Source organism: Dapis purpurea BLCC-M126 (genome assembly GCF_050015975.1).
GTDB lineage: Bacteria > Cyanobacteriota > Cyanobacteriia > Cyanobacteriales > Microcoleaceae > Trichodesmium.
In genome coordinates, this window is the sequence record NZ_JBNHER010000114.1 from 1 (window position 1) to 26,473 (window position 26,473).

Annotated in this window: 19 protein-coding genes and 2 tRNA genes; 6 read left to right on the forward strand and 15 right to left on the reverse strand. The window is 37.3% G+C overall.

What is annotated here, in order from left to right:
* Positions 1 to 296 precede the first annotated feature (296 nt).
* Entirely contained in the window at positions 297 to 1,121 is an 825-nt protein-coding gene (locus ACP6PL_RS10440; RefSeq protein ID WP_426545193.1) for an FkbM family methyltransferase, read from the reverse strand.
* A 236-nt stretch (positions 1,122 to 1,357) separates the two neighbouring features.
* Between ACP6PL_RS10440 and cofG the strand changes: the two genes are divergently transcribed.
* Positions 1,358 to 2,320, forward strand: a complete 963-nt coding sequence (gene cofG / locus ACP6PL_RS10445; RefSeq protein ID WP_426545194.1) for a 7,8-didemethyl-8-hydroxy-5-deazariboflavin synthase subunit CofG — start codon at positions 1,358 to 1,360, stop codon at positions 2,318 to 2,320.
* A gap of 518 nt (positions 2,321 to 2,838) precedes the next feature.
* On the opposite strand, the gene ACP6PL_RS10450 is transcribed toward cofG, so the two are convergent.
* The 7 genes from ACP6PL_RS10450 to ACP6PL_RS10480 all read right to left on the reverse strand — a co-directional run bounded on the left by ACP6PL_RS10450 (position 2,839) and on the right by ACP6PL_RS10480 (position 10,015).
* Positions 2,839 to 3,048, reverse strand: coding sequence for a hypothetical protein (locus tag ACP6PL_RS10450; RefSeq protein ID WP_426545195.1), 210 nt, complete (start codon positions 3,046 to 3,048; stop codon positions 2,839 to 2,841).
* A 15-nt stretch (positions 3,049 to 3,063) separates the two neighbouring features.
* Complete coding sequence (locus tag ACP6PL_RS10455; RefSeq protein WP_426545196.1) at positions 3,064 to 6,663, reverse strand: plasmid replication protein, CyRepA1 family; 3,600 nt, start codon at positions 6,661 to 6,663, stop codon at positions 3,064 to 3,066.
* 1,026 nt (positions 6,664 to 7,689) lie between these two features.
* Complete coding sequence (locus ACP6PL_RS10460) at positions 7,690 to 8,286, reverse strand: hypothetical protein (RefSeq protein WP_426545197.1); 597 nt, start codon at positions 8,284 to 8,286, stop codon at positions 7,690 to 7,692.
* Positions 8,277 to 8,510 (reverse strand): hypothetical protein, encoded by a 234-nt coding sequence (locus ACP6PL_RS10465; protein WP_426545198.1) that lies wholly within the window; start codon positions 8,508 to 8,510, stop codon positions 8,277 to 8,279. Before ACP6PL_RS10465 ends, ACP6PL_RS10460 begins: the two co-directional genes overlap by 10 nt.
* A gap of 80 nt (positions 8,511 to 8,590) precedes the next feature.
* Complete coding sequence (locus ACP6PL_RS10470; RefSeq protein ID WP_426545199.1) at positions 8,591 to 9,091, reverse strand: hypothetical protein; 501 nt, start codon at positions 9,089 to 9,091, stop codon at positions 8,591 to 8,593.
* 311 nt (positions 9,092 to 9,402) lie between these two features.
* Positions 9,403 to 9,690, reverse strand: a complete 288-nt coding sequence (locus ACP6PL_RS10475) for a hypothetical protein (RefSeq protein WP_426545200.1) — start codon at positions 9,688 to 9,690, stop codon at positions 9,403 to 9,405.
* Positions 9,629 to 10,015 (reverse strand): hypothetical protein, encoded by a 387-nt coding sequence (locus ACP6PL_RS10480; RefSeq protein WP_426545201.1) that lies wholly within the window; start codon positions 10,013 to 10,015, stop codon positions 9,629 to 9,631. Before ACP6PL_RS10480 ends, ACP6PL_RS10475 begins: the two co-directional genes overlap by 62 nt.
* A gap of 288 nt (positions 10,016 to 10,303) precedes the next feature.
* Between ACP6PL_RS10480 and ACP6PL_RS10485 the strand changes: the two genes are divergently transcribed.
* A complete protein-coding gene (locus ACP6PL_RS10485; protein WP_426545202.1) occupies positions 10,304 to 10,582 on the forward strand; it encodes a hypothetical protein in 279 nt (92 codons plus the stop codon).
* A gap of 773 nt (positions 10,583 to 11,355) precedes the next feature.
* Here the strand turns inward: ACP6PL_RS10485 and ACP6PL_RS10490 are convergent.
* The 7 genes from ACP6PL_RS10490 to ACP6PL_RS10520 all read right to left on the reverse strand — a co-directional run bounded on the left by ACP6PL_RS10490 (position 11,356) and on the right by ACP6PL_RS10520 (position 20,618).
* Complete coding sequence (locus ACP6PL_RS10490) at positions 11,356 to 11,892, reverse strand: hypothetical protein (protein ID WP_426545203.1); 537 nt, start codon at positions 11,890 to 11,892, stop codon at positions 11,356 to 11,358.
* A gap of 187 nt (positions 11,893 to 12,079) precedes the next feature.
* Positions 12,080 to 13,231: a site-specific integrase gene (locus ACP6PL_RS10495; protein WP_426545204.1), complete on the reverse strand. Its 1,152-nt coding sequence runs from the start codon at positions 13,229 to 13,231 to the stop codon at positions 12,080 to 12,082.
* Positions 13,232 to 13,359: 128 nt separating this feature from the next.
* Positions 13,360 to 13,433, reverse strand: a tRNA-Val gene (locus ACP6PL_RS10500).
* Positions 13,434 to 13,569: 136 nt separating this feature from the next.
* The gene (locus ACP6PL_RS10505) at positions 13,570 to 15,396 is read right to left on the reverse strand and encodes a protein kinase domain-containing protein (protein ID WP_426545205.1); all 1,827 of its coding nucleotides are present in this window, start codon (positions 15,394 to 15,396) and stop codon (positions 13,570 to 13,572) included.
* Between the two features lie 173 nt (positions 15,397 to 15,569).
* The gene (locus tag ACP6PL_RS10510) at positions 15,570 to 16,001 is read right to left on the reverse strand and encodes a hypothetical protein (protein WP_426545206.1); all 432 of its coding nucleotides are present in this window, start codon (positions 15,999 to 16,001) and stop codon (positions 15,570 to 15,572) included.
* A 552-nt stretch (positions 16,002 to 16,553) separates the two neighbouring features.
* The gene (locus tag ACP6PL_RS10515; RefSeq protein ID WP_426545207.1) at positions 16,554 to 17,732 is read right to left on the reverse strand and encodes an aminotransferase class V-fold PLP-dependent enzyme; all 1,179 of its coding nucleotides are present in this window, start codon (positions 17,730 to 17,732) and stop codon (positions 16,554 to 16,556) included.
* 60 nt (positions 17,733 to 17,792) lie between these two features.
* Positions 17,793 to 20,618 carry a response regulator gene (locus tag ACP6PL_RS10520; RefSeq protein ID WP_426545208.1) on the reverse strand — a complete coding sequence of 942 codons (2,826 nt, stop codon included), beginning with the start codon at positions 20,616 to 20,618 and terminating at the stop codon, positions 17,793 to 17,795.
* 397 nt (positions 20,619 to 21,015) lie between these two features.
* On the opposite strand from ACP6PL_RS10520, the gene ACP6PL_RS10525 reads away from it, so the two are divergent.
* From ACP6PL_RS10525 to gltX, 4 genes are all read left to right on the forward strand, one after another.
* Positions 21,016 to 22,542, forward strand: a complete 1,527-nt coding sequence (locus tag ACP6PL_RS10525) for a TM0106 family RecB-like putative nuclease (RefSeq protein ID WP_426545209.1) — start codon at positions 21,016 to 21,018, stop codon at positions 22,540 to 22,542.
* Between the two features lie 233 nt (positions 22,543 to 22,775).
* A complete protein-coding gene (locus ACP6PL_RS10530) occupies positions 22,776 to 23,900 on the forward strand; it encodes an esterase-like activity of phytase family protein (protein ID WP_426545210.1) in 1,125 nt (374 codons plus the stop codon).
* A 216-nt stretch (positions 23,901 to 24,116) separates the two neighbouring features.
* Positions 24,117 to 24,190 (forward strand) — tRNA-Asp (locus ACP6PL_RS10535).
* 202 nt (positions 24,191 to 24,392) lie between these two features.
* Positions 24,393 to 26,473 (forward strand): glutamate--tRNA ligase (gene gltX, locus ACP6PL_RS10540; protein WP_426545211.1); only part of this gene is annotated, 2,081 nt, incomplete at its 3' end.

Genomic DNA, 26,473 nt, shown 5'->3' on the forward strand with positions numbered 1-26,473 from the left:
TGATTGCTGTATGTATGAAATTTTCGAGGTACGGCGGTATAAGGTTTTTTTCCTTGACCGTTATTAATACTTTAGCTAGTTTATTTCGTTTTGTAAAGGGGTTTGTGCCTAAAGTATTAAATCTAATTAATAAGTAGAGCTTATCTTACAAAAAATAATACTGTTTACTTTAAATCAATCAAAAAGTAGTCCTCTTATTGGTCAAGCTTCAAACCTAATTTTCCTGTGATTGTCTACTTTTTGGAATTATGATGGACTTTTTCTTACTAGGAAACAAGCAAGCAAACTTCAAGAAATTAACTGGAAACTAGCCTATTAATCAAATGTTCTATCAGTGTGAGACGATAATATGGGGCACATATTTTAGAAACTGCCCTTGGCTGAGGACAATAATCAAGAAAACTAATAATATTGCCGTAAATGCACTTTTGGGCAAAAAGGGCTTCAAGTTTCTGGGATGGAAGACGACTAAGATCAAAATGTAGTTCTTTAATGTTGGGGGAATAATCTAACATCAGGCTATGGGTATAACCGCAACTCTTAAGAAGTTCCAAACATTGCAGGGTTTTAGTAAAAAACTCTGGAGACCAACCCTTTTGTTGTTTTTTCCTATTTACCCCGCCACCATACTCAAACATTACAACCTTGGGCAGTAAGTCTGAAGATAGGTCACTTAGTTGTTGCAAGACTTGCCATTCCCAGCCCTCAATATCTAGTTTTAAACAGGTAATAGCGGTAATCGCTTCTTGTTTGATTAATGTCTGGAGGGTGAGAGTTGGCACTATGAGTTGATTTCTCGAAGCCCCGAACCATTGCGGAGAAAGAGAACTAAAGTTACTATTAAATAAACCTGCGAACTTTCCTAAATATAGGGTTTGTTCCCCGTTCCGATCCGACAAACAGATTGGTAAAAGTTTCAATTTGGAATGGTCACTTAACTGCTTTAACTTTTTCACAGGCAACGGTTCAACAGCAATCGTCTCAAAGCCCAATTCTGCAAATAGTTGACAATAAAAAGCAAATGTCCCCACACCCACATCTAAACACTTTCCAGAACGTTGCGGATCAATAGTCGGCAGTAAATCAGCAAGCAGAGCTTGGCAACAAACTTCTACACGCATGGTAACTTTATAATATTTGGACAAAGCACACGAACAAACAGTGCATTGAGATAACACAAATGGCTATCTATCGCGAAAAACTGGTCAAAATTACCTGAGTCCTTATACAAAGAATCTTGCTTAACTAATAAGTAAGTGAAAAAATTTTGGTTTTCGGCCACAGGGAATAAAGAATAGGGAAACTGAAATAATATAGCTGACTCACATAGTAACTAACTGAATTTAATGCCTCACCCATGTCTAGAATTGTTACATATAGTCCTGCTTATACAATAGTTCCTACTTATGAATGCTTTAATCATTGTAGCTATTGTAATTTTCGCTCAGATCCAGGCAAAAGTTTTTGGCTGAGTCTATCAGAAGCAGAAAAAAAATTACTATATCTCAAAAATAAAGGTATAATTGAGATTTTGATTCTGAGCGGTGAAGTACATCCGAATAGCCAATACAGACAAGCTTGGTTTCAACTAATCTATGATTTATGTAAACTAGCTCTATCTTTAGGATTTTTTCCCCATACCAATGTAGGGCTACTTAGTAGGGCAGAAATGAAAAAGTTGAAACAGGTAAATGTATCAATGGGACTAATGTTGGAGCAGATAACACCTAAATTACTAAAAACAGTCCATAGAAATGCTCCTAGCAAGATACCACATTTACGGTTACAACAATTAGAATGGGCTGGGGAATTAAGAATTCCTTTTACTACTGGTTTATTATTAGGAATTGGAGAAACTGTAACTGACTGGAAAGAAACATTAGAAGCGATCGCTAATATTCATAAAAAATGGGGTCATATTCAAGAAGTTATTCTACAACCCTACAGCCCTGGTAATCAAGAAATATGGAATGGTGAAGGTTTTGATCTTAATTTATTGCCGGAAGTTGTGGCGATCGCCAGTCAAATTTTACCCTCAAGTATTACCCTACAAATTCCTCCTAATTTAGTTACAAAACCAGAAATATTATTAGCTTGTTTGGAAAATGGAGCGCGAGACTTGGGCGGCATTGGACCTTATGATGAAGTTAATCCTGATTATCCTCACCCTTACTATCAAGCTTTAGCAAAAGTTTTAGAGTCTGGGGGATGGCAGTTAATTAAAAGATTACCAGTATATTCTCAATATGATTATTGGTTGCCAATAAATTTAAAAAATATTGTGAGTAAATGGCGTATTAAATTATCAATAAATGGATAATCTACAATTAGTCAGTTTGACGTCCACGGCCTTTTCTTTTTACTCAAAAATCCTTTAATTGGTATTTATCTCGTATCTTTACCAAGGTACAGGAAGATAAAAGATTATCAAGAAAGTCTGAAACCATTATTATACATAAAATGGACGTAACAGAACTCGAATCTGTGACCTCCACGATGTCAACGAACAATTACTAAGTACGCCAAACCTTTATCTCTGCTCTCTTTTGGTCTTTCCTGTGAATTATTTTAGCTGAAAGATACCAATTTGATACCATGGAGATTAAAAAATGGCTTGGTGGGAGTTAGTCTTATGCTATGCTGTCATACCGCTTAGAGAATGTCGGAGATTAGAATTGGTCACCTGAGAGTCCATTTTATTCGGTTGTCGATGGATTTATTATTGTTGATAAAGGGAGTAGTTATGTTTGATTTTTTATATTATAAATTTATATAATAATTTTATATAATAAATTTTCACAGATACCCTTGCCGTCTTCATAGTTTTTCACCATGGTTTTAGGCTGCTTTAACGTCCCCTCGTTTGGCCATACCGAAAGTGTCTCTAATTGGGGTAGTTCTTTCTATTTCATCAACCCAAGCACTGACAAGCATATTTATAACTTGGGATTGGTTGGTATCGTACAACTTTGAGTAGTATTTTAATTTCTCTTTCAACTCAGAGTCAGTATAAACCTTGAAAAATGGCGTTCCTGTGTGTTTTGACATAATTCATTATCTCCTTTAAATACAATATTCTGGATTGACCTGAAATTCCTTTCCGCTGTTAGTATCCCTCAGCCAGACGTTAATCAAGCCAATAGCTTTGCCTAAGTATTTGGCCGTCAGTTTTTCACCTTCAGCTGACACATACCTGATAACTCGCCCTGGTCTCCAGACTTTGTTTCCCTTCTTGTAGGAAGTTCGGATTACTTTGTCTTCTGGCTTATCATACTCCGTAGGTTTAGCATTTCCCCTGTCAGCTAGCGTGTGTTCTTGTCTGCTCGCTGCTAACGATACAGTAGGTGTTCTCTTCTCTTTGAAGCTTCTAACGGTAGGAGTCTGTAGCTTGTTACCAGCCCTGTTGTTTAGCAGTGCTTCAGTTTCATCTGTTTCAATTAAACCTTCTTCAATGTTCAGAGCTGTTCCTGGCTCAATCTCAACTTCTCCCACAAAATCAGTCTTAACTTTTTCAAAGAACTCACCATCATACTTTTTGAACAGTTCCTCTGATTTACGCTCTAGGCAAGGTTTCAACAGGGGGTAGAGCATGATGTCTCTGATGATTTTGCCTTCATTGTCAGTCTCGTGATAGCGGAGAGAATCTACTATCTCATAGAACCTCGTTCTACTCCCGTCCTCTTTCCTGACTTGCTTGGGTTTGGACATAGCTAGACCTATCGTCTGTAATATTTTGCTCAAGTAGTTGATATCACCTAATTTCCCCCTTTTTGGCAAGTGACGGCACTCTTCTGCTTTTGATATAAACTCTTTAACTTCAGGGCTATCTTGACTTAAGTCTTTGTTACCTTCTATCAGATGAAAAGGTAGAGTCATTAGCTCTTCCACTAGGGCGTAAGTCATGTCGGTATCGTCTATCGTTAAGCCGTGGCCTAGCGCGTAAGCTGCGTTTTTGCTTCTAAGGAGTGAACTTAATTCGGGGTTTTCAGACAGATATCTAACCCATGTCGTCCTCTTTAAGCCTGGACTGTCAAAGGTTACGGCTTTGATAAAATCAACCCCCCATTCTGTTGATTCTTCTATTCCAGGGAATTGACTTTTTAGCCTGTACTTTCCTAGCTCTGCCATCTGTTCAGGAGTCCTAGTTTCCCTTCTGTTTAACTTCTCATACTCCTGTTCATCTAAGTCTTTTGCGTCAAAAATAGCTTGAGATTTTTCTGTTTTAATAGTCTCTGATTGATTCCAGGTCTTTATCTTATCGTCGTTTATCTCTATAGCTTCTGGCTCAACTACTTCGTATCCTCTAGCCCTAAGTTCATGTGACAACAAATCTCTAAAACTATGTTGTTCTAGTAGCTTCACTTCCTTGATGTCGTCTAAATAAGCAGAAAATAGGGACTGTTGCTCATCCTCTATCGCATAGGCTAGAGCTTGCATAGCTGCACGACGAAAGTCTTTATCATCCAGGTAATGGTTCCCAAGCTTGTATGATTGCTCTGCCATTTCAAAGATTCGGCTACGTTTGTCTTTTTGTAAGTCACGTTCAGTTTTGCTTGCGTTCCTTGCCGAATAAGCAAACAGATGTACCGGACAGTCTGTCTCCCTTACTCTGTGCATTATCTGGGTGCAAGCGTCTAACCCTAAGTGAGTCCATCTAACATATATCGCGTCAAAGTATTTATCGTTTATGCTTAAGCCAGATTCAGCCGTAGGGCTTGTCAGCACAAAATCATAGAGGTGCAAATGTTCGTTAGGTGACTTGAGAAAGTCCTGTACTTCCTTCTGGTAAAGGGTTTCTGAGTTAATAATCAACACTCTGCAATCAGACTTAATATCCTCAATCGTTTTCCTTCCCCAAGCTTCAGTAAACTTTTGAGAGTCACTAGGCAAGAAAATCTTCTCACCCTTTGTTACAGCGTCATTTATAGCCTGTCTAAGATGCCTTTCACAATCATACATAGTCACTTTTCTCGACGGCATCTGGTAAGTATTTTCGACTGTCAGAGTATTGTCATCCCCTATGTTGGAAGCCTTCTGAACAAGCTCGACTTCTTTATCGGTAAGTTGGTCTGACATAACTACGACACCAGCACAATTAGCTAGTAACACCTCAAGATGGCTAATCAGCTCATACCTTCTGGATTTACAAGTGTCACTTGTGAGTAAATGCTCTAAAACCAGCGGTGCTTCGTCAAGCACGATTACTTTTCCCTGAACATCCTCAACCGAGATTTTCCAACAACTATCAATACACAACGCGATAGACTCTGTTTTTGCTGCAAATTGACCCCTGTTTACGATTTCTGTTTGGTGATAAATTCTTGGTATCCTTTCCCCTGTCTGTAGTAGTAAGCTGTTACGATACCCAATTAAAAATATCCCACAATTCAATAACTCAAGCATCTTTTTTAACGCTTCAGTTTTGCCTGTACCCATAGGGGATTTTAGGGCTAAGACATTCCGTTTACCTTGATTCACATTCTCTGTGAAATTGAATATTGGGTTGTGACCTCTATCCCAAAAATGGTCATTTACAGGGATGTATCTTGATGAGAATTTATGTTTTGCGGTAAACCTCTTTTTTTCTTGGACTTTCCTGAACTCTTTATTTTTTCTGATAAGTCTATCAAAAGGAATTAATTGATAGTTGGCTTTCCCAGTAGCTAAAATATCATCGAAATCAAGATGTTCCTTTTTCGTATACTGACCGTACCAGGTGACATGAAGTCTTTTATCGTATTTTTCTTTGATGCACCTAGCCAAAGCTTTGTATTGACTCAAAACTAAATCATTAATCCCGCTACCAGCGTCAGCAGCAACAGCAAAAGTAAACTGGTCTGGGTTGTTGTTAGTGACTTTTCCGATGAATTTATCTATTTGCTCGAAATTACCTTTGAAATTACCTCCAACAGCGCCGATACAAGGATAGCCGGATAATTGGTTGATTATGTAGGGTTTGAGGCAACCTTCACTGAACAGAACAATATTTTTCCTTTGTTTACTGCCTTTCCCTTCATTAACAAAAAACTGAACCCGTTTGTCTTGGTTGGAGTCACAGAGAGTATGGGGCGTTTTGCCGTTAATATGCTGAGTGTAGCCACCTTTATTGCCAGCACTCAACCAGATGTACTTACCATCTTTGACTTTTAGTTGACCGCCAACAATTAAGCCGTTCTCGTTAAATATGGGGCAAAAGTAACTATTGCTAGGAGCTACCGTCCTCAGCCTACCTTGACTATCTCTATATGTACCAGGTAAACCATCATACTTATCATCTATCACCCCCCTTGGGAATGACTTACCTAATAACCCACTTGGTTCAACCCCACGCTTTAACAAATCAGCCCTTGCCCAATCTTCTACAGGTTGTTGACACAGCATATCCAGTAGGAGGTTATTAATTTTCCCTTGGGTTAAGTGTGACACCTTTGAAGGCTTTGCAGGTTCTGGTTTTGGGAGTCTGTACTCTGAGGATTGAGACGAATCAGGTCTGTAGAGATATCCAACGCCTGCTTTGTCTTGACCGTGATTTTTCCAACCTGGTATTTGCCAATCCTCACCACAAATAACCAAACTGCCGTTAGTTCTGCATCGCTTGTGTTTGCCACCACAGATGGGGCAATTCTCAGTGAGTTTAGAGAACTTAGTCCATTTTTCACTCATCTCACACCCCCTACATATAGTGCTAGGTTGGCTGAGATTTGAGGATATTGGCCAGATATAGGGTTATGGTAACTATTGCCATAACAGGAATTCTTGCGAAATCTGAATGTAGGAGAGTTGCCGAAAACTTGTTTACACGTTATATTCATAGGTGTTATATCCATAAGTATTTAAGTTTGTAAGAGACACGCGGTTGTGACGACCGTGTGTTTTTTTGTCTGTCCATAAATTTCTAAAAACTTGTATTTAATTTGCAAAAACTTTTATGGAGTTGATCCGATTGTAGCGCTACTTTTCGGAAATGAGTGAACAATGAGAAAACTGAGTAATTATCCCATCTCTATTTGAGTTTTTATATTGACGGCAAAAGTATTATTTACAAGCTACACATGACAGAGAAACCATTTTAACGTGCAAAAAAAAAATTTAATTGAGTAAAAATTTCCTCAAAATTCGGCTAACGTGGAGAATGTGAAAGAGAGAGATGTTGCAATATTGCCAATCTTTCTACTCGTTCTGACTGAGGAGATAGTCGCACTGGCACAGGGGTAAAAGTTTGATTGCTTATACGGGAAAAGAACTTCTAAAACTATATAGAATTAGAAGTTGAACCCCAAGTAAGTACGGTTCACCTGTTCGAGAAATATTAATAGTCCCTAGAGCGACCTTGCAGTAGTTTTGGCGTTGATGGAGGTTGACTTAACTTTTTCGGAAACCTTAAGGTTCTTATGCACAACCTAGCTAAACTTCAAGGCCACTGAGAAGGTGGTTTTGGTTGGTGTTAATTATGTCCGGAACATTAAAGGTTTCTAACCGACCTGACTGCACCTATCCCTGCTTAATTATCTTGTGAATATTAAGGTTCCTAAGTACAACCCTACTGCTCAATTTTTTTTTGGGGGGGAGGTATATGTTCAGAATTCACATAACAAATTTATATAATAATTTTATATAATAAATTTTCACACATAACTATACCCAATAAAAGCAAGAAAAAAATACAACTTGTCTCTAGTCTCGCGGCCATCAGCCAGGACTACTCCAAGCGTCGATATTTGATTCATTTTGCTGATTTAGTTGAGCTATCAGCTCTTTAATCTCACCAAGTTTGACCTTACCCTCCTGGTACTTTCTACCTTTGCACTGCAACACATTCTCAATGATAAATGTATCTGACTTACCTTCACTTACTAACTTACTTACTTCCGTGATTAGGCTAGCTGAAATTTGTTCGGAAGTGTTAATGGAAACGTTATCAGGAAGCTGCTCCGGGTAAATATCAATCGGTTCATCTGTAACAGGTAATTGGTCGAAGTCAGGATTGATACCCTGCTTTTGCTCATAAATGTATGTTGCTATCGTGTGGGTAAAAGTTTCATCGTCCGCTTTTTTCAAGATAGTAAATATCGGTGAGTAGCGGTTGATGGCCATGGATAGTCCAATTGTACTCAAACCTGACAAAAGTCCTCCTGAGTAAAAGATTGACTTGATAGTGTCATCCTTTAATGCTGTAGGGGCAACAAACAGGAGCAAGGATGCGATTGTTGATGTTGAAGCTACTGATATTAGCAGGGTACGGAAAGATTTCAACATCTCCAATAGCAGGGATGGTCTTAAATCCATACTAGGCAACCTCCTAACAAGCTAATACCGATAACGATTGACCATATTCTCAAATCTTTTTCAAGCCATAGAAAAGCAGCTACAGCCTTTGCAGCAAACAGAACTATGATTATGGGTAATTGTAAAGTTTGAGAATTTTTGATTGCTAAATGGAGTAGAGATGAACCGCATAACCCAGAAAGCAGACATCCCCAAAGGAAGTAAAATTGTGATAAATTATTCATGGTTGTTAGTCGTGGTCATTGTTGGTTAGGAAAAGAAATCAGGAAAGCTACCCATTGAGTAAATAGGTAGCTCCTGGTTTCTATTGTTTTAGGGTGTTAGCTATCGCTTCAATCTGTTGTTGTGCTGAGTCATCAGCTTTTTGTAATCCAGTATTAATACCAGCGTAACCAGGTCTCAATGAGTGCAAAGTACGGCCGATGCTAGCAAGTTTGCGGGTTTGCTTTAGACCTTCCCTTGCGTTACTTTTTGCGTAACGAGAGTAATAATTAACCACTTGGGTGTCGTACTTATCAATTCTCTGTAATTCCTGATACCCTACCCTGGCTGCCTTTTTAGCTTCTGCTAGTTGCTTCCTGTGAGCAGTTAACGCTTTAGCTTCTTCAGCAGACATATACCTTGCCTGGTCTACAGTTGGTACTGATTGAATGCCTTGCCAGTTGGGAGTATGTTCAGGAGAGAATCGACCTAAAGCACCTCCCGTGATAATTTCATCTTTGTTGATGGCGTGATTGCCGTCTCCGATTGCAGATGAAGATTTTTCAGTAACTTCACCTTTAAAGTATTTACTCAGTAATCCCAACTTCTTCTACTCCTTTACTAAATGTACTTGCCATAATTATCGGTGTGGAAATTAGCATAAGGGCTAGCATGAAACCTGCAAGGAAAGCAGGCTCTATAAGTGTTTTGACTTTTCTTTTCATCGTTTTTTCAATGTCGCTAGCTTGATTTCTACTTCGATTTCAGTGAAACCGTTTTCGTTAAAATCAATGGGCGATGAAATAATGTAAATATGCTCACCTACGGATATTTCAACAAAAACTTGGCGATAATCTCTGGGTTTATTAGAAATCCCGTAAGTGTTACAGTCTAGCGTTTCGTAAGCTACAGCCATCAGCCTAAGTGTGGACTGGATGGTAAACCAGGGAAAAATATAGATTCATCTAGGTCTAGTGATTCCAATTTCTCATCTTTCTCTTTGAGGATTTTCTCTTGGATAATCATCCGGGCTTCCTCTTTGTAATCAGTTAGATACTTTTTGTAGGCTTGACCCCAATCAATCGCATCTTTACGAGCTTGCATACGAGCATCGTCGTTGTTGTCAGATTGACTGAATTGCTTAACCGATTGCTGTTGCTTTACATTCAACTGTTGTATGATTGCCCCGTTGTTCGTTGTCATAGTTGGTTGTTTCCTCTAATAGGTCGATAATTGTGTTTAAGTGATAAACTGCTTGGGCGCGTCCTCTAGTTGCTGCTAGGAACCTGTAAGCCACTATTGCTTCACAACTTTTGAGGTCGTAACCTTTGTCATATTTAAAGTGAGTAAATCCTTTAATCTGACATTGTGAAAGTAACTGAACGTCCCTGGTAAGTTGAGTGTTGGATAATTTCAACCCCGCACGTTTTAGAGCTTCTAACAGACTTTTTCTGGTAAAGAAATCTTTATCTCCTAACGCAACATAGATACTTGTTTTGATTCGGTCGATTGTTTTTTCGTTGAACATTTCTCCTTTTATAAGTGTTGATTTAGATTGTGAATATCTACTTAATGTTTACTGAAAGCCTCATTAAATGGTTCATTGCAGATGAAACGATGAACAACTAGACAAGACTCCTAATAATGAGATATCCTGAACTTGTACATGAGATATGAGTGATTTATTGGGTAACATCCCGTGATTCTAAAGGCGACGCTTTTATATCCAGTCGGTGTTTCCTGTTTGTTCATATCAATATCCTATTAACTATTTACTAAGATGTCAACCATATACTACTAAATATTAAATAAGTTAATGAGTATACAAACTAGCATAACCATACCTGATGACTTGGCTGCAATCATAGAGATGCTTGAAATAGAGAAGGGTAGGTCAAAATCACAAATAATAATTTACCTGATAGAGAAGGGCATTGTACCCGCCATGGAGGAGATAAACAAGATAGAGACCGTAAAGTCGTTAATTGAAAAAAAAACAAAGGAGAACTCCCTTACCAGCAACTCACCCAAGAACGACGAAGACAACGGAAAGTCGAAGCCTAGGGGAAGTAGCAAGACAAGCAAAGGAGCCTAACACCTGATGTTTTGGAACAGAAAAAAGAGTCAACCTGAAGAACCTTTGAGTTTTGAGGATGAAGTATTAAGTAGGCTAAAATCTATTGATGCTAGGACTAGGAAAATAGAAAAAACCGTAAATGGCATTAACGCCTTTATTTGGGGGGTTATATTGACCTCGATTGTGGGTGGAGTCTTGAACTACTTGCTGGCAAAATCAGGATTTTAAAGTACAAAAAAAGCTGTCGGCAAAACCGATAGCAATGAAGATAACAGTAAATCCAAGCCTAAAGAAGTCAAAGGAAATAGCGATTCTAAAAGTAAAAAGTAAATCAAAGTAAAAAGCTGTCTACTGAGGTATCTATCACTTACACCACACCCTGGTAGACAGTTATTTTTTTTTTAACTGTTGAGCAAATAATCGCAACAATATCCAAGGTCGCTAGTTCAATTTAAACTTGCTTTTAACGAAGTAATTACAGAAGTGGCCATCAATCAACAACTATAGACTTTTGTCATCCCAAACCAACCATTTTGTCTGTCACACATACCCCTAGCGGGTAATTATAATCCCCCCTGGTACACCTGTGACAAAAGTAAAAGTGTTGCTTGGTGGAGGTTTCAGCGATTAATAGTAATTGATACTTAGTGGTAATAGCGATCGCTTCTACTATAAAGTCGGATTAAAAGTCATACTGAAAAGCAAAGTTCAAAGGGGCACTCAGAATTCAGGAGTTGAGGCCAACTGCCCTGATTAATCTAAGCACCCCTTAGTATTAGTGGGAGTTTTCTTTAATTCATGTCACCCGTTAAAAATAGGTAAGATTCTAAAATAATTTCATCTTCCCACCTATCCATAATTAACCAACCTTCCCAGCCTAACGAAGCAACATAAGTCTCATAAAACGCCTTCCTTTTCTCTTCAATTGTGAGAGGTCTTGCACCAAAAGCATCTCTAAAAAAGTCAGTTAAAGACATCTTTGTTAGTGCCATATTTAAAGCTATGGCCTCTTTTTTGCCTTTAGATGCAGCGTATATAATCATACGAGAAAAGTCGTCTATACTGATTAGCTTACTAAGTTGTTCACCTCCGTCAGAAGGTGTTACCACTTCTGAAACTAAACTCGTAAAACCAATTAATTGTAAAGCTTTAAAGGTGTTACCACTTCGGCTTATATTTCTAGACAACCAATTTTTAGCAAACCCTATGGCCATTGATGCTGTCGTGATTGATACATGGTAAGACCCGTCCGGCAGTTCAAATCCTTCTACTTCAATCCCAGGACAAAAACTTATAATTGCCCGCTTTGCTTTTACTGTTTCATTCATGCTAAGATATCTTTGCTAATTAATAGCTAATTAATATGAGTTAATAGTTGCAGCTTGATTATTTTCCGTCTTTTATAGTTATAATCAAGCTGCAATTCCTTGGCTATTTTAACACAATAAACCAGCAATAAAATCAGCTATAACATGACAGGAATTAGTTCAAAATACTTCTATCAACAAATAATAATTAAATCTCAGGAATTACTACCGAATCATCAGCACCCCAATAATGCTGTAAAATCATCTTTTCAGAAGTCCCAGTCATCTTTGCTGTAGTGGCAATATCTATTTCAGTTTCCCTTAATACAAGACTGATGAAACTATTTCTGAGGTTATAAGTAGGTAAGTCCTTACTGATTTTACCTACCTCTTTTAATTGCTTAATAACAGGTTTAAATACCCTCTTATTGAAATTACTTTGGCCTATGTAAGTACCTTTCACGGAAGGGAAAACCAGGTTAAAATTATCGCCATGATTCTTTTGACCAATTAACAACTCTTTCAACTTATTATTAATCCTTATCTCCCTACCGTCATTAGTCTTAGTTCCCTTGGCTAAATTCCCATGAGTAAAGCGTTTATTGATACTGATAATTCCTTTAGCTAAATCAACGTCATCCCAGGTTAAAGCGATCGCCTCTTCAGGTCTACAACCCGTATAAGCTAGGAAAGCAACGTAGGGATAATAATGCTTATGTTTGCCCTGATGAAAAGCCTGTAATATCTCGTTAATCTCATCCCTAGACCACGCTTCCTTACTTCTATTGCTAGACTTCTTTGACTTAGGCAAAAGTGACTTAATATCTCTCCAGGGATTTCTAATATCATTACGTCTAGCCCAAGCATTAGTGGCTGCGACAATATCATCGAACGGTCTCTTCAAACCCCCTGGAGAGTAGCTTTTTAGCAAACTATCTACGAAACCACTCGCTTCGCTTTGACTGCAATCAACCATCTGAAGCATTTTATCTACTGACTTCCAGGAATTAGCCTGTGTAGACAATGAAATACTACCCTTCTTTAATTCCTTATTGCGTTCCCAAATCTGTTTTAAATCCCAGACAGTCTCATCGTCCTGTTCTACCACCTTCTGAGAGACTTTTGAATATTTAGCTAAAGACTCATCATAACCCCCGAAACCTAGCTTATATCTAGTTAAATCAGAGTCTATCTCCTTCGCTTTAGCCGTTGCCAACTGCAAACCATCAACCGTATCCTTTGGACATACTTGAAGAGATTTTCTCTTATCTTCAAACGTCCATCTTAATCTGATGTGTCCACAAAAATATTCAATAGAGACATTGCCAACCCGCTTAATAGTCCCCTTTTTCTGTTTCAAAATTGATACCTCTCTGATACCACTGCAAAGTGTTTTATCAAGAAAGGCCAAAAGAGGACATACAAGAAAAAGGTTGGGCGTATAGCTCAGATTGTTAGAGCGTAACGCTTGAGATAGGGGAGGTCAAATGGACGTAACAGAACTCGAATCTGTGACCTCCACGATGTCAACGTGGCGCTCTAACCAACTGAGCTATACGTCCAAACATTCAATAACAATAACACACCTTTCCCGAAATTACAACCCCTTAAAAAATTTTAATAATTTGTCAATGGCATAACAATAATAATGGCATAACAATAATTATGTTCAGAATCTCTTTATTTCACAACCAAATTCTAACTCACCCTCCGCCACACACCTATGCTCCCATCCCCACAACCCGTTGCCAACATCTGACCATCTACACTAAATGTTACCGCATTCACTACGGCATCTTGACTCAAGACTCCTACTTCCTCCATGGTGTAAGGATTCCATAAATACAAATTTCCATCCCGACACCCACTAGCTAACATCAAACCATCCGGACTCATCGCCACCCCATTCACTCCATCAGGATGCTGCAATACTCCCAATAAATCTCCCGTCGCTAACTGCCACAATCGAACAGTATTGTCACTACTGCCACTCGCTAATATCTGACCGTCGGGAGCGATCGCCACACTCCGCACTACATCACTATGACCAGTCAAGGTCAACAACAATTTCCCTGTTCCCACATCCCATAACTTAATTGTTTTATCCCCACTTCCACTCGCTAACACTTTTCCATCGGGACTAATAGCAACCGACTCCACCCATGCAGTATGACCTTTCAAAAATCCTCGCATTTTACCACTGCCGAGATACCAAACTTTTACAGTCTTGTCACCATGACTACTTGCCAATATCTGACCGTCTTGACTAATAGCGATAGCCTGTACGGCCCCCCAGTCTTGACCAAACCAATTCCCCAAAGTTCTCACCAATTTTCCTGTACCTAAATTCCAAATCTTTAGCGTACCGTCATTACTCCCACTTACCAAAGTTTGACCATCAGGACTAAAAGCGATCGCCTGCACCCATCCCGAATGACTAAACATCCACCCTCCTAAAGTTCGTGGTTCGTTCCCGGTTCCCAGAATCCAGACTTTAATATTATTATCTTCACCTCCACTAACTACAGTCTGACTATCAATACCAAATGCTACAGTTCTGACTTTATCACCATGACTTTCTAGACTTTCCAATGCTTCCCAAGAACTTCCTAATGTTTGCATCAAATCTTTTAAAACTTCTTCTGCTGAATGATAACGTTGTGGCAACGAGACTTGCAACATTTTATTAATGATATTACTCAAGGATGTACTCACAGGTCTGGGTAAATGTTGTTGCCATAACCACTCCTCACCGTGGCGAAGGTCAAAAGGGTCTAATTGAGTCATTAACTGAATACAAACAACACCCAAACTATAGATATCGCTAGCAAATACGGGTTGACCTATTAATTGTTCTGGAGCTGTATATTCTGGGGAGCCAATGACTGTAAATGTTTTGACATTGGTATCAGTCGAAATAGCTTTGGCAGCACCAAAACCGACTAAACATAAATTTCCACCCCAGTCATACCCGCTTTCATCAGCACCACGACGAATAATATTTTCTGGTTTAATATCGCGATGAATGACTTGATTTTTGTGTATAAACTGCAAAACTAGCAGTATTTCTATGAGAAATTTTCTAATTTTTTGTTCGCCAAATGTTCCCTGTTCTTTTAACTCTTGAGCTAAATTTTTTCCTTCTATATATTCTTGGACTAAGTATTGATAGGATGACACAACAAAATATGCTAATAAACTGGGAATTTGGGGGTGTTTTCCGAGTTTATCTAATTGTAATGCTTCTCTATGAAATGATGTTAATGCTTTTTCGATTTCATTGATATTTTGTGCTGCATTTTTGCCAGAAGTAGCTATGGGTAAAAATTGTTTGATTACAGAGATTGGTTTTGAGGGAATATCTTGATCAACTGCTAAGAATGTTCTACTAAATGTGCCGATTCCGATTGGTTTCAGGAGGCGGTAATGTTCTCTCAGGATTAGTTTTGCCCCGCAACTTTGGCAGAATTTATTTTTGTCTGGGTTTTGAGGTTTTTGGCAGGTAGGATTATAGCAATAACTCATAAATTTTTCGGGTTGCAAGTTAGGGAATAATTTGCTTTCATCAGATATGACCTGTTTGAAACTGCTTTGCGAAACGGAGCCCAAAAAAATTGGAAAAATACAACTGTAGAGACATTGTATCAATCAAATGCCTCTACACATTTAATTAATTCAGCAACAGAGTCTCATTATTTCTATTTTTGATAGAAATCTAAAACTTTATCGGTATACTCAGCAATCTCACCTTGATTATATTGACTTGGATCTCCTGTCATCCACCATGCTGCTGCTCGACGCACTGCTAATAACTCATCATTACCACTAGCAACATATTGTTCTTTTAAAATATCTTCCATAACGCATCCCAAAATCTCCCTCGCTTTTGTTGTATTTGCCTCAAACTCTTCTACAGTCATTTCCTCTCCAGTACAAATTCTCGACCATCTAGGAATATTATCTGGTTTAACTTGCCAGTCGCTATATAACCCATCATTTTCTGTTCCCGTTTGCGGTGCTGCTAGTCGTAGAGCTTCGACTAATTTCTGAACCCGGGTATTAGATATCTCGGCTTTGACTGGCATTACCCAAATTGCTAAAACAGCGATAATTCCTAATATAAATCTCATAGTGTTTTACCTTTAGCTAGAAGTAAAAACGTAAATTTAGTTTAATATTATATATCAAGTCAAAAGTTTTGGTGTCATCTCAAATTCGGTTAAATCTGCTCACTATAGTTAGTGTAGGAAAATTTTATAGATATCTCCAGAAATTCTCAGGACTTACCGACGCATTCGGGCGTTATAGGGGCTTCTGTGGTGTAAGGTGCATTGCAGGGCACTCTACAGGTATAGCTATTGCGTAAGTCCTAATTATATTAAGTTAACTGTGATCCTACATCACTCTAGAAACCTTGGATAGAAGTTAGTTCAATAATTAATAATTACCTCTTCTATAATAGAAGGATTGGTTCAAAGGAAATTTTTTCCTCCTGAAAAGGAGATGCTTTAAACCTTAATTTTTCGGTAAATAAGCTGAATCAAGCAAAAGTCAACCTAAAAAACTTTTTTCGTGCTTCTCGTGAAAATCTTTTGCCTATTACCTATTGTCTACTTCTACAAAAAGTCTATTTTTTTTGGAGATGTCTTATGAAATATCCCTACCCCCCTATTCCTAATTGCCTAAACAAAAGCTTTAATTTCTGCAACTAATTTATCAATTTCTGCCTCCCCACTAAAATAATGAACACAAGCTCTCACACAATCTGGGTCGAGAATAGTTCGCACCATAATTTCCTGATTTTCTAAATATTCAACCAACTCTTGATGCGATTTACCATTAGTTAACTGGAAAGAGACTAATCCTGCTTCTGGGGGTGCTGTGCGTAAACATTTAATCTCTGGGATTTTGGTTAAATTTTCCCATAAATATGCACTTAATTTTTTAATTTTTTCATACCTTTCTGTTGCAGTTCCCCATTGATTATGTAGATTTATCGCTTCCCTTAAACCAGAATATAAAGGATAAGCAGAAGTAGCAATTTCATAACGTCTACCATCAGATTGCCAACCAATAGGTTGACCTCTTTTATCTTTCACAACACTCCGCCAACCAATAAAAGTAGGACTTAAACTTTCCCTGGCTTTAGCACTTACATAAAGTCCTCCTAAACCTTCTGGTCCGCACCACCATTTATGACCAGTAAAAGCATAAAAATCAACTTCTGTTTCTGCTAATTGTAAAGGTAAAACTCCTACAGATTGAGCAGCATCAGCTAATACTTTAATTGGGGATGAAAATAAAGAATGACACAATTTTACAATTTCAGTTAATGGTAAAACTTGACCTGTGTTCCACAAAAGATGACTAATTACTAATAATTTTGTATTGGGACGTAAATTTTGCTCAATTACTTCTACAGGGTTTCCTTCATTTACAGTTGCCATTATTGGGCAAGTAGAAACCTCTATATTGAAACGTCTTTGAATCTCATAAATTGTCGCAATAACTCCCGGATGTTCACAGTCGGAAAGTAATACATGATCTCCCGCCTGCCAATCTAAACCCCACAGTGGAATATTACAACCTACAGTAACATCTTCTGTCAAAGTAATAGTATCTGAAGAAACTCCTAATTCAGCAGCGATCGCTCCTCTCATTAAAGCTGCTTCATTCATCACCCACTTACCAATTTTTCCTGAAAAAGGTCCGAGATTTTGTACTTTTTGATAAGAGTTATAAATTGCCTGTAAAGATATTTCAGGCATCGGTCCTTGACCGCCATAATTAAAATAATTTTTATTAGCTAAAGCCGGAAAATTTTGTCGATAACTTGACAATTGGGAAAGATTCTGATTCATAAAATGATTAATGTTCAACGGCAAAATTTTGTGCTTTGCAATTATATCATGAATCCCAATTTAAATTTTAATATTTTCTAATTCAGATTTAGTCATAACAAACTCATTTTCCAGTTTAATTAACAGTTGTTCTGTGTCAACTATCAAGCCAAGTTTAGCTTTTTCCTCCAGAGAGGCGCAAGTTTTCTCCATACCTACAATTCCCAAATTTCCACAACTTCCCTTCAAATTGTGAGCGGTTAATTGTAAAGTTTCAGTTTCAGTTTCAAATTCATCTATTGCTTTTCTCATCGTTGCTAACAGTTGTGAAGTATCTTTAAGAAACACATCAATCAATTCCCTTACCACATCTGGTTCACCCTCTACTTGTATTTCTTGACGAATAATTGCGAGTACTTCCCAGTCTACTAGATCGGTAGAAAGATTGCTGAAGCTAGTAGATCGAGAGTGAGAAACATCCGAGTTTGTTTCTGGTAGGACTTCTAATGCTGAATTTATATTTCCCAAAATTCTTGTTCCCCAATTTACCACAACCTGTTGTAGAGCTTCCACTTTAATTGGCTTAGTAATATAATCATCCATACCTGTTTTTAGACAAGCGTCGCGATCGCCCTCCATTGCTCCAGCAGTCATTGCCACAATAATAGGTCTTTTATCTAACTCTTTGCCATATTTTTCACAGATATATTTTGTTGCTTCCAAACCTCCCATTTCGGGCATTTGTACATCCATCAACACCAAATCATAAGATACTTGCTCCAAAGCTGCCAAAGCTTCCAGACCATTATTAGCTACATCAGGGCAATAACCCATTTGCTTTAACATCGACAATGCCACCTTTTGATTCACAACATTATCTTCGGTGAGTAAAATTCTTAAAGGCATTTGTTCTGCCAGATTGCGATTAATATGTAGCTGAACTTGATTTTTAATCCGAACTTCCTGACTAGCAAAAATTTTCATCAGTACCTCGTATAATTGACCTGATTTAATCGGTTTATTCAGCCAAGCTTCTAAGTCCACCATAGCATTATCTTTTGGGTAACCGATTGAAGTTAGCATCACTAATGGCAGTTTTTTCAGTTTTGGTAACTTATGAATTTCAGCAGCCAAAGTTATACCATCCATTTCAGGCATTTGCATATCTAAAATAGCCAAATCGAAATTTTCACCTCTCATCAGCAAATCTAAAGCTTTTGCACCACTATCTGCTCCTGTAGATATCATCTCCCACTTTTGAGTTTGTATTTGTAGAATCAGTCGATTAGTAGAATTATCATCAACTATTAATACTCGTTTACCAGTCAGTTGAGGCTGAGGATTGTGATAAGGTTTAGGGATACTAGGAGCACTTGTAGTTAAAATTGTAAAGTGAAACGTTGAGCCTACAGCAATAGAATTTACAGAAACCAAATTATTTTGATTTGCAATTATAGGATTTCCTGCTACATTTCCCCCACTTTCAACCCACATTTGCCCACCCATTATTTCACATAGTCGCTTACTGATAACCAAACCTAAACCAGTACCCCCATATTTACGAGTACTGGAAGAGTCTACTTGGGAAAAAGGCTGGAAAAGTACCATCAAACCTTCAGGAGAAATACCAATACCAGTATCTCTGACAGCAAAATGGATTTGGTAAGTAGGAGATTGACGATCTTCTAAGTTAATTTCTTCACCAGTGACACTTATTACTACTTCTCCAGAGTTAGTAAATTTAATCGCATTATTGACTAAATTAACTATAATTTGACGCAACCGACTTACATCCCCCATAATTGTGGAAGGAGTAGAATCATCTATAATATAGGCTAATTCTAGTCCTTTATCTGTAGCTTGAGTAATTAGCAAATCTAAACAAGATTCCACACATTCTCTCAGATCAAAAGCTTGGTTTTCTAACTCTAACTTATTGGCATCAATTTTTGAGAAGTCGAGAATATCATTAATAATGACCAGCAAATTATCCCCACTATCACGGATAACTTCGATAAACTTTCGTTGTTGGATATCTAGAGAAGTATCTAACAGTAGACTTGTCATCCCAATTATCCCATTCATCGGCGTGCGTATTTCGTGACTCATATTGGCCACAAATTCTGATTTGAGCTTGGCTACTGATTGGGCTTCTTTTAAGGCCGTATCCAATTGCTTATTTTTTTCTTCTAATTCTGCTGCTATCTGGGTTGTTTGCTGCTGGGATTTGGCCACTTCTTGAATATGCACTTTAACCTGTTTCACTGCAGGTCGAAATACAAATAGTCCCTCTGACAAAAGTAGTAATAGAGCCAATATCAAGAAAAAATTTTCGCTCTCCCTAGCTTCCTGAACTTTTTTTTGGGCTTCGGAATCATATTGGAAGACAATTTCATTCATCCGTGGGAGAAAATTTGCCTCATTTTCCAGAATTATTTCTACAAAAAGGCTAATATTTTTCTGTCCTGAATCTGAGTTTGTAGCTATTAGCAAACTTTTAGCTGCCTCAATTATTGCTTGATAATATTCGTCCATTTCAGCAAACATTTGTTTTACTGTAGGACTATTATTATTAGCAGGTAATCCTAACTCTGAATCTCCCCACTGTAGTGCCTCATGGGAACGTTGGAATAACTGCACAACACCTTCTAGTTCCTCTTGACGTTGTTTTTTTATTTCTGGGTTAGCGGTTAACTGGATAGCTAATGAAGCTTTGCTCAGTTTTTGACTCAGCATTCTTTGACGACCTGCAATGTTAATTACCCGAGAACTAGCAAATTGATATTTTAGGGATTTTTCTGCTAGAATTTGAGCGACTACAAATAACCCTGCAATTATACTGAGTCCGATAATATAAAGTACCGTCAGGTGATGAGTTGGAGATGGATTTTGTGTTCTTTTTAACATTTTTATTTTCAAATTAATTTTTTTGATATTTGATGATTTTGTAATAATAAGTCCTTGCTATTTTTTCTTTGATTTTTATTCTAGCAGTGGATTAAAGTAACATAGATATACGTATTTATTTGTATCACTGTACATTTTTAATCAGAAAATTAGGTCTCAAGCCTCCCCTTTAAAGGGATAAAAAGCGGTCGTTTTGCTGGCTTATAACTCCGTTGTTGATGTTGCGCAGCAAAGGGCTTTCATGGATCTTCTGATAGGGTGGGATAGGGAGGAAACCTCACCATATCCAATCGGCCAAGAAAAAAGAAAATTCAGTATTTTAAGCCTCCCTATTCCAGGAAATATTGTTAACTAATATGAATGTTGTTAAGTCCCTGACTCACTAACTAAATAATTAATGTTTATAACTGACTCTCAGCTACTTTCTTACCAACGCTGTCCCAGAAAAGTATTTTTAGATGTTTATGGAGATTTTAGAGAACAAGAATCTCCGAGTGATTTTCTGTTGAAATTGATTAAAGATAGTTCCGCATTTAGGTCTAGTATTATCAGTAATTATAATTATCAAAAGCCGGATTATCCTAACGGAAATTTAATAGCAGGAGCCAAGGCTACAGAAATATTAATGGCAGCAGGTGTTGATGTTATTTATAAGGGAGTATTAATGATTCAGCAATCTGCCATAAAATTACCCTTACAAAATCAAATTTATAGTGAAAATTTTCCATTGATTAATTTCGTCAGTCATCCAGATTTATTGATTAAACAACCAGGATATTCTCGCTTTGGTGATTGGGTTTATATTCCCACAGATATTAAATTAAGTAAACGTCCGAAATTAGAATATCAAATAGTTGCTGCTTTCCACGCTCAAATATTAGAAAGTATTCAAGAAATTTTGCCAGAAACTGCATGGTTGATACTCCGAAAAAAAGGATTATATAAAGTTAATTTAGAACAGCGAATTCAGCAAATGGAGGAAACTGTTTCTGAGTTAATTGCTATGTTGCGAAATTCTCTAGAACCAGAAGTCTTTATCTCCCGTCAAAAATGTAATCTTTGTACTTGGTATAATAGCTGTCATGCTGTTGCTGAAACTCAAAAACATTTGTCTCTTTTACCAGGAGTAACCCCTAATAGATACGCTGTATTAAAGAGTCTTGAATTAACAACTTTAGAATCTCTAGCTCAAGCTAATCCTAATGATTTAGAAAATTACCCGGAATTTATTGATGGAATTGGAATACAAGTTGTGCAACAAGCTAAATCTGTCTGGGAAAATAAGGTTATTTTGAGAAATGGAAAATTGACTGGAGAACTAGATAGTCAAACTTTACCAATTGCTTATTACCCATTAACTAAGTTAGTTAATGCACCTGTAGAATTATATTTTGATATTGAAGCTAAACCAGACATTAGCCTGGATTACTTACATGGTGTTTTAGTAGTTGACAAACGCTACAATACAGAAAAGTTTTATGTTAATTTAGCCGAAAATCCTCTAGATGAGGAATTAATTTGGTATCAATTTTTAGATTTAGTTTGGAAATATCCTATCGCTCCAATTTATCACTTCTGTGAATATGAAATTCAAACTGTCAAAAGATTAGCGAAACTTTATAAAACTCCGGCTTACCAATGGAAACCATTATTAAAAAGATTTGTAGATATTCATCAAGTTGTGACTAAAAATATTACATTACCTATAGAAAGTTATGCTCTGAAAAATATTGCCCGTTGGTTAGGTTTTGAATGGCGAAATCCTGAAGCTAATGGCGCTCAATCTGTTTGTTGGTATGAGGAATGGTTGAAAACTGGCGATCGCTCTTTGTTAGATGCAATTGTTATTTATAATGAAGATGATTGTTATGCTACCTATTATATTAAAAAATGGTTGTCAAAATTTTTAAGGGATAGAGAATAGGGAGTAGGGAGTAGGGGAGAATAGAGAATGGATAATGGATAATGGATAATGGATAATTAATAAATCCGGTTTAAAGCCTCTCCGTTTCAATTGATAATTAGAGAAAGTTTTTATGAGACACTCTCAATTATTCATTGTTCATTATCAATTAATGAAAATGCTTCCCGTTGTTATGAGACATAAAAACAGCACTTAGCAAACTAGTTTTTTATTTGAATTTTATTGATATATTTATGAACAATCAAAAAAACAAAAGATATCAATATTTAATTTTTACCTTAGTTACTTGTTTAGTTATTCTGGTAACTACAGCCATAGTTATGAAGTCAATGACTCAAGCAACTATTCCTCAAATTACTTTTTTAGGAGAGGTAAATTTTCCCACAGGTTTAAAATTTAAAAATACTGAAGTTGGCGGACTTTCGGGGATAACCTACAATCAAGATAAACAAATTTATTATGCTATTTCTGATGACCGTAGTAGTAAAGCACCAGCCCGATTTTATACTCTAAAAATTGACCTAGAGCTAGATAAAATCTCAGAGGAAACTGTAACTTTTATAGATGTCACAACTTTATTAAATGAAATAGGTCAACCATTTCCTCCTTTGAGTCTTGACCCTGAAGGAATTACTTTTACTGGAACTCATTTATTTATCTCTTCTGAAGGAGATAGAAAACGTCAAATACAGCCATTTATTAAAGAATTTTCTCTAGCAGGTAAACAAATAGGAAATTTGCCAATTCCTGAAAAGTTTCTTATACAAGCTGACAGTGGAGTTAGAAATAATTCAGCTTTGGAAAATTTAACTATTACTCCTAGCAAAAAATATCTCTTCACTGCTACAGAAAATGCTTTAGTTCAAGATGGTGTAGAAGCAAATATCTCTACTGGTAGTCCTTGTCGAATTTTACAGTATAATTTAATTAAAGGTCAGCCAGAAAAAGAATTTTTATATATTACAGAACCTATTACTTCTACATCTAATAATTTAGGTGGTTTTAAGACGAATGGTTTAGTAGAACTAATAGCGTTAGATGATACTCATCTTTTAAGTCTAGAAAGGTCTTTTTCTCTAGAAACTGGAAATGTGATTAAACTATTTCAAGTTGATTTGTTAAATGCAGATAATATTCAACAAATTAATAGCTTAAATACTCAATTGACTAATATTTCTCCCGTACAAAAAGAATTACTGTTAGATTTGAGCAATCTAGAATTAATCTCAGACAATATTGAAGGAATGACATTTGGCCCAAGATTGGTAGATGGTCAGCGATCACTCATCCTGGTCAGCGATAATAATTTTAACCACCTACAATTAACTCAGGTTCTCATTTTCAGCACTAACCTCTAGTCATTTAAGTCAAAAGTCAAAATTAAAAAGTCAAAAGCAAAAGAAATGCGTTGGAGAATTTCTCTATTAATCCTGAATTAAGAAAAAAAATCAAACTCTTAAAATCCTTGTACAGGAAAGGTTTTGCTAAAAAAAACAGAAAGATTCAAAAAAAATTTAGAGAAATGCTTGACAAAGAAAGTGGAAAGCGCCATAATTATATATGGCTTGAAAAAAGGGACTGTAGTTCAACTGGTTAGAGCACCGCCCTGTCACGGCGGAAGTTGCGGGTTCGAATCCCGTCAGTCCCGTAGAATCAGTAACTTAACACTCATAACAAATTTCATAAATATAACTGTTTGATGAAAGCCTAATTTTTGTGGTAAAAGTAGGAAATCAAGTCAGTATCAAAATTAGAGATTTTTACATCACTCTGGTAAATTATATATCTTCTCAGATTTAATCAGAAGTATGAAGAAAATCTAAAAACAAAAAACTAAAATAGAAATTGATATGAGTGTTAGAGTTCGTTTGGCCCCAAGCCCAACAGGAAATTTACATATCGGTACAGCTAGAACTGCTGTATTTAACTGGTTATTTGCACGAAACCAGAAAGGAAAATTTATCCTGAGAATAGAAGATACAGATGTAGAGCGATCGCGTCCAGAATATACTAAAAATATTACGGAGGGACTAACCTGGTTAGGATTAGAGTGGGATGAAGGACCATCTTATCAGTCCCAACGTCTAGAACTATACCAAAAAGCAACTCAAGATTTACTAGACAAAGGATTAGCCTATCGCTGCTATTGTACAGCAGCAGAACTAGAGAAAATGCGGGAAGCTCAGAAAGCAAGAAAAGAAGCACCCCGCTACGATAACCGCCACCGGAACCTCACAGCAAAACAACAAGCAGCTTTTGAAGCCGAAGGAAGGCAAGCAGTAATTCGCTTCAAAATAGATGATGACCGAATAATTACCTGGAATGATATGGTCCGGGGAAAAGTAACTTGGAAAGGAAGTGATCTAGGTGGAGATATGGTCATTTCCCGTGCTGCAGGAGGGGGTAAAGTAGGACAACCCCTCTACAATATGGCAGTGGTAGTAGATGATATGGATATGAAAATTACCCATGTGATTCGGGGTGAAGACCATATTGCTAATACAGCGAAACAGATATTACTTTATGAAGCTTTAGAAGGAAAAGTACCAGAATTTGCTCATACACCTCTAATTCTGAATAAAGAAGGACGGAAATTGTCAAAACGGGATGGAGTAACTTCAATTTCTGATTTTAAAGAATTGGGTTTTACTCCCGAAGCACTAGCAAATTATATGTGTTTGCTGGGGTGGACACCTCCAGATGCAACACAAGAAATATTTACCTTAGCAGAAGCAGGACAAAAGTTTAGTTTTGAAAGGGTGAATAAAGCAGGGGCGAAGTTTGATTGGGATAAGTTGGATTGGATAAACAGTCAATACTTACATAGTTTATCAGTAGAACAACTGACAGATAAATTAATTCCCATTTGGCAAAAAGCAGGATATGAATTAGATCCCAAAGGCGATCGCTCCTGGTTAGAACAACTAACAGCATTAATTGGGCCGAGTTTGACTCGCCTCACAGATGCAGTGGAAATGAGTAAGTTATTCTTCTCTCCTACTGTAGAACTAGACGAAGCAGCAGCAGCACAAATGCAGAAAGAAGATTCTGTTCAATCTATTAATTCTCTTCTAGAGATGATAACTGTTGATGTACCTCTAGAAGCGGATGATGCACAGCAAACTATTAAAAAAGTTACTCAGAAGATTAAGGTCAAGAAAGGTATTGTAATGCGATCGCTAAGAGCATCTTTAACAGGTGCTATGCAAGGGCCAGATTTGATTCAGTCCTGGTTACTGCTGCATCAAAAAGGTTTTGATGTATTACGCTTCAAAAAATCTATAGGTCAGGAAATTGAGGAAACCAAGAAAGCACAAACTACTCCTGATAAGAGTGAAGATACTGTTGTGGTAGAAACAGCAACTCCAAAATCTCCTGCTTTATCAAAAGAGCAAACTAAGACAACACCACCACCTGAACAAAAACAAGTAACAGTGAACAAAGAAGGTAAAGTTCCCACATCAGCAACTCCAACTACTGGTGCAGCTGCTAAGAATCCAACTGAACCAACGGTAGCAAAAGAGAGTAAAGTTTCAACTCCGACTACTGGTGCAGCAAGCAAAACTCCAGCGGAACCAACTGTACAAAAAGAGAGAAAAATCTCAGCATCACCATCATTACTAAGTCCAACTACTGGTGCAGCAGCTAAGACTCCAGCGGAACCAAAGGTAGAAAAAGAGAGTAAAGTTTCCACACCAGCAACTCCGACTACTCCAACTACTGGTACAGCAGCTAAGACTCCAACTGAATCAAAGGTAGCCAAAGATAGCAAAGTTTCCACACCAGCAACTCCAACTACTGGTGCAGCAGCTAAGACTCCAACTGAATCAAAGGTAGCCAAAGATAGCAAAGTTTCCACACCAGCAACTCCAACTACTGGTGCAGCAGCTAAGACTCCAACTGAACCAACGGTAGCTAAAGAGAGTAAAGT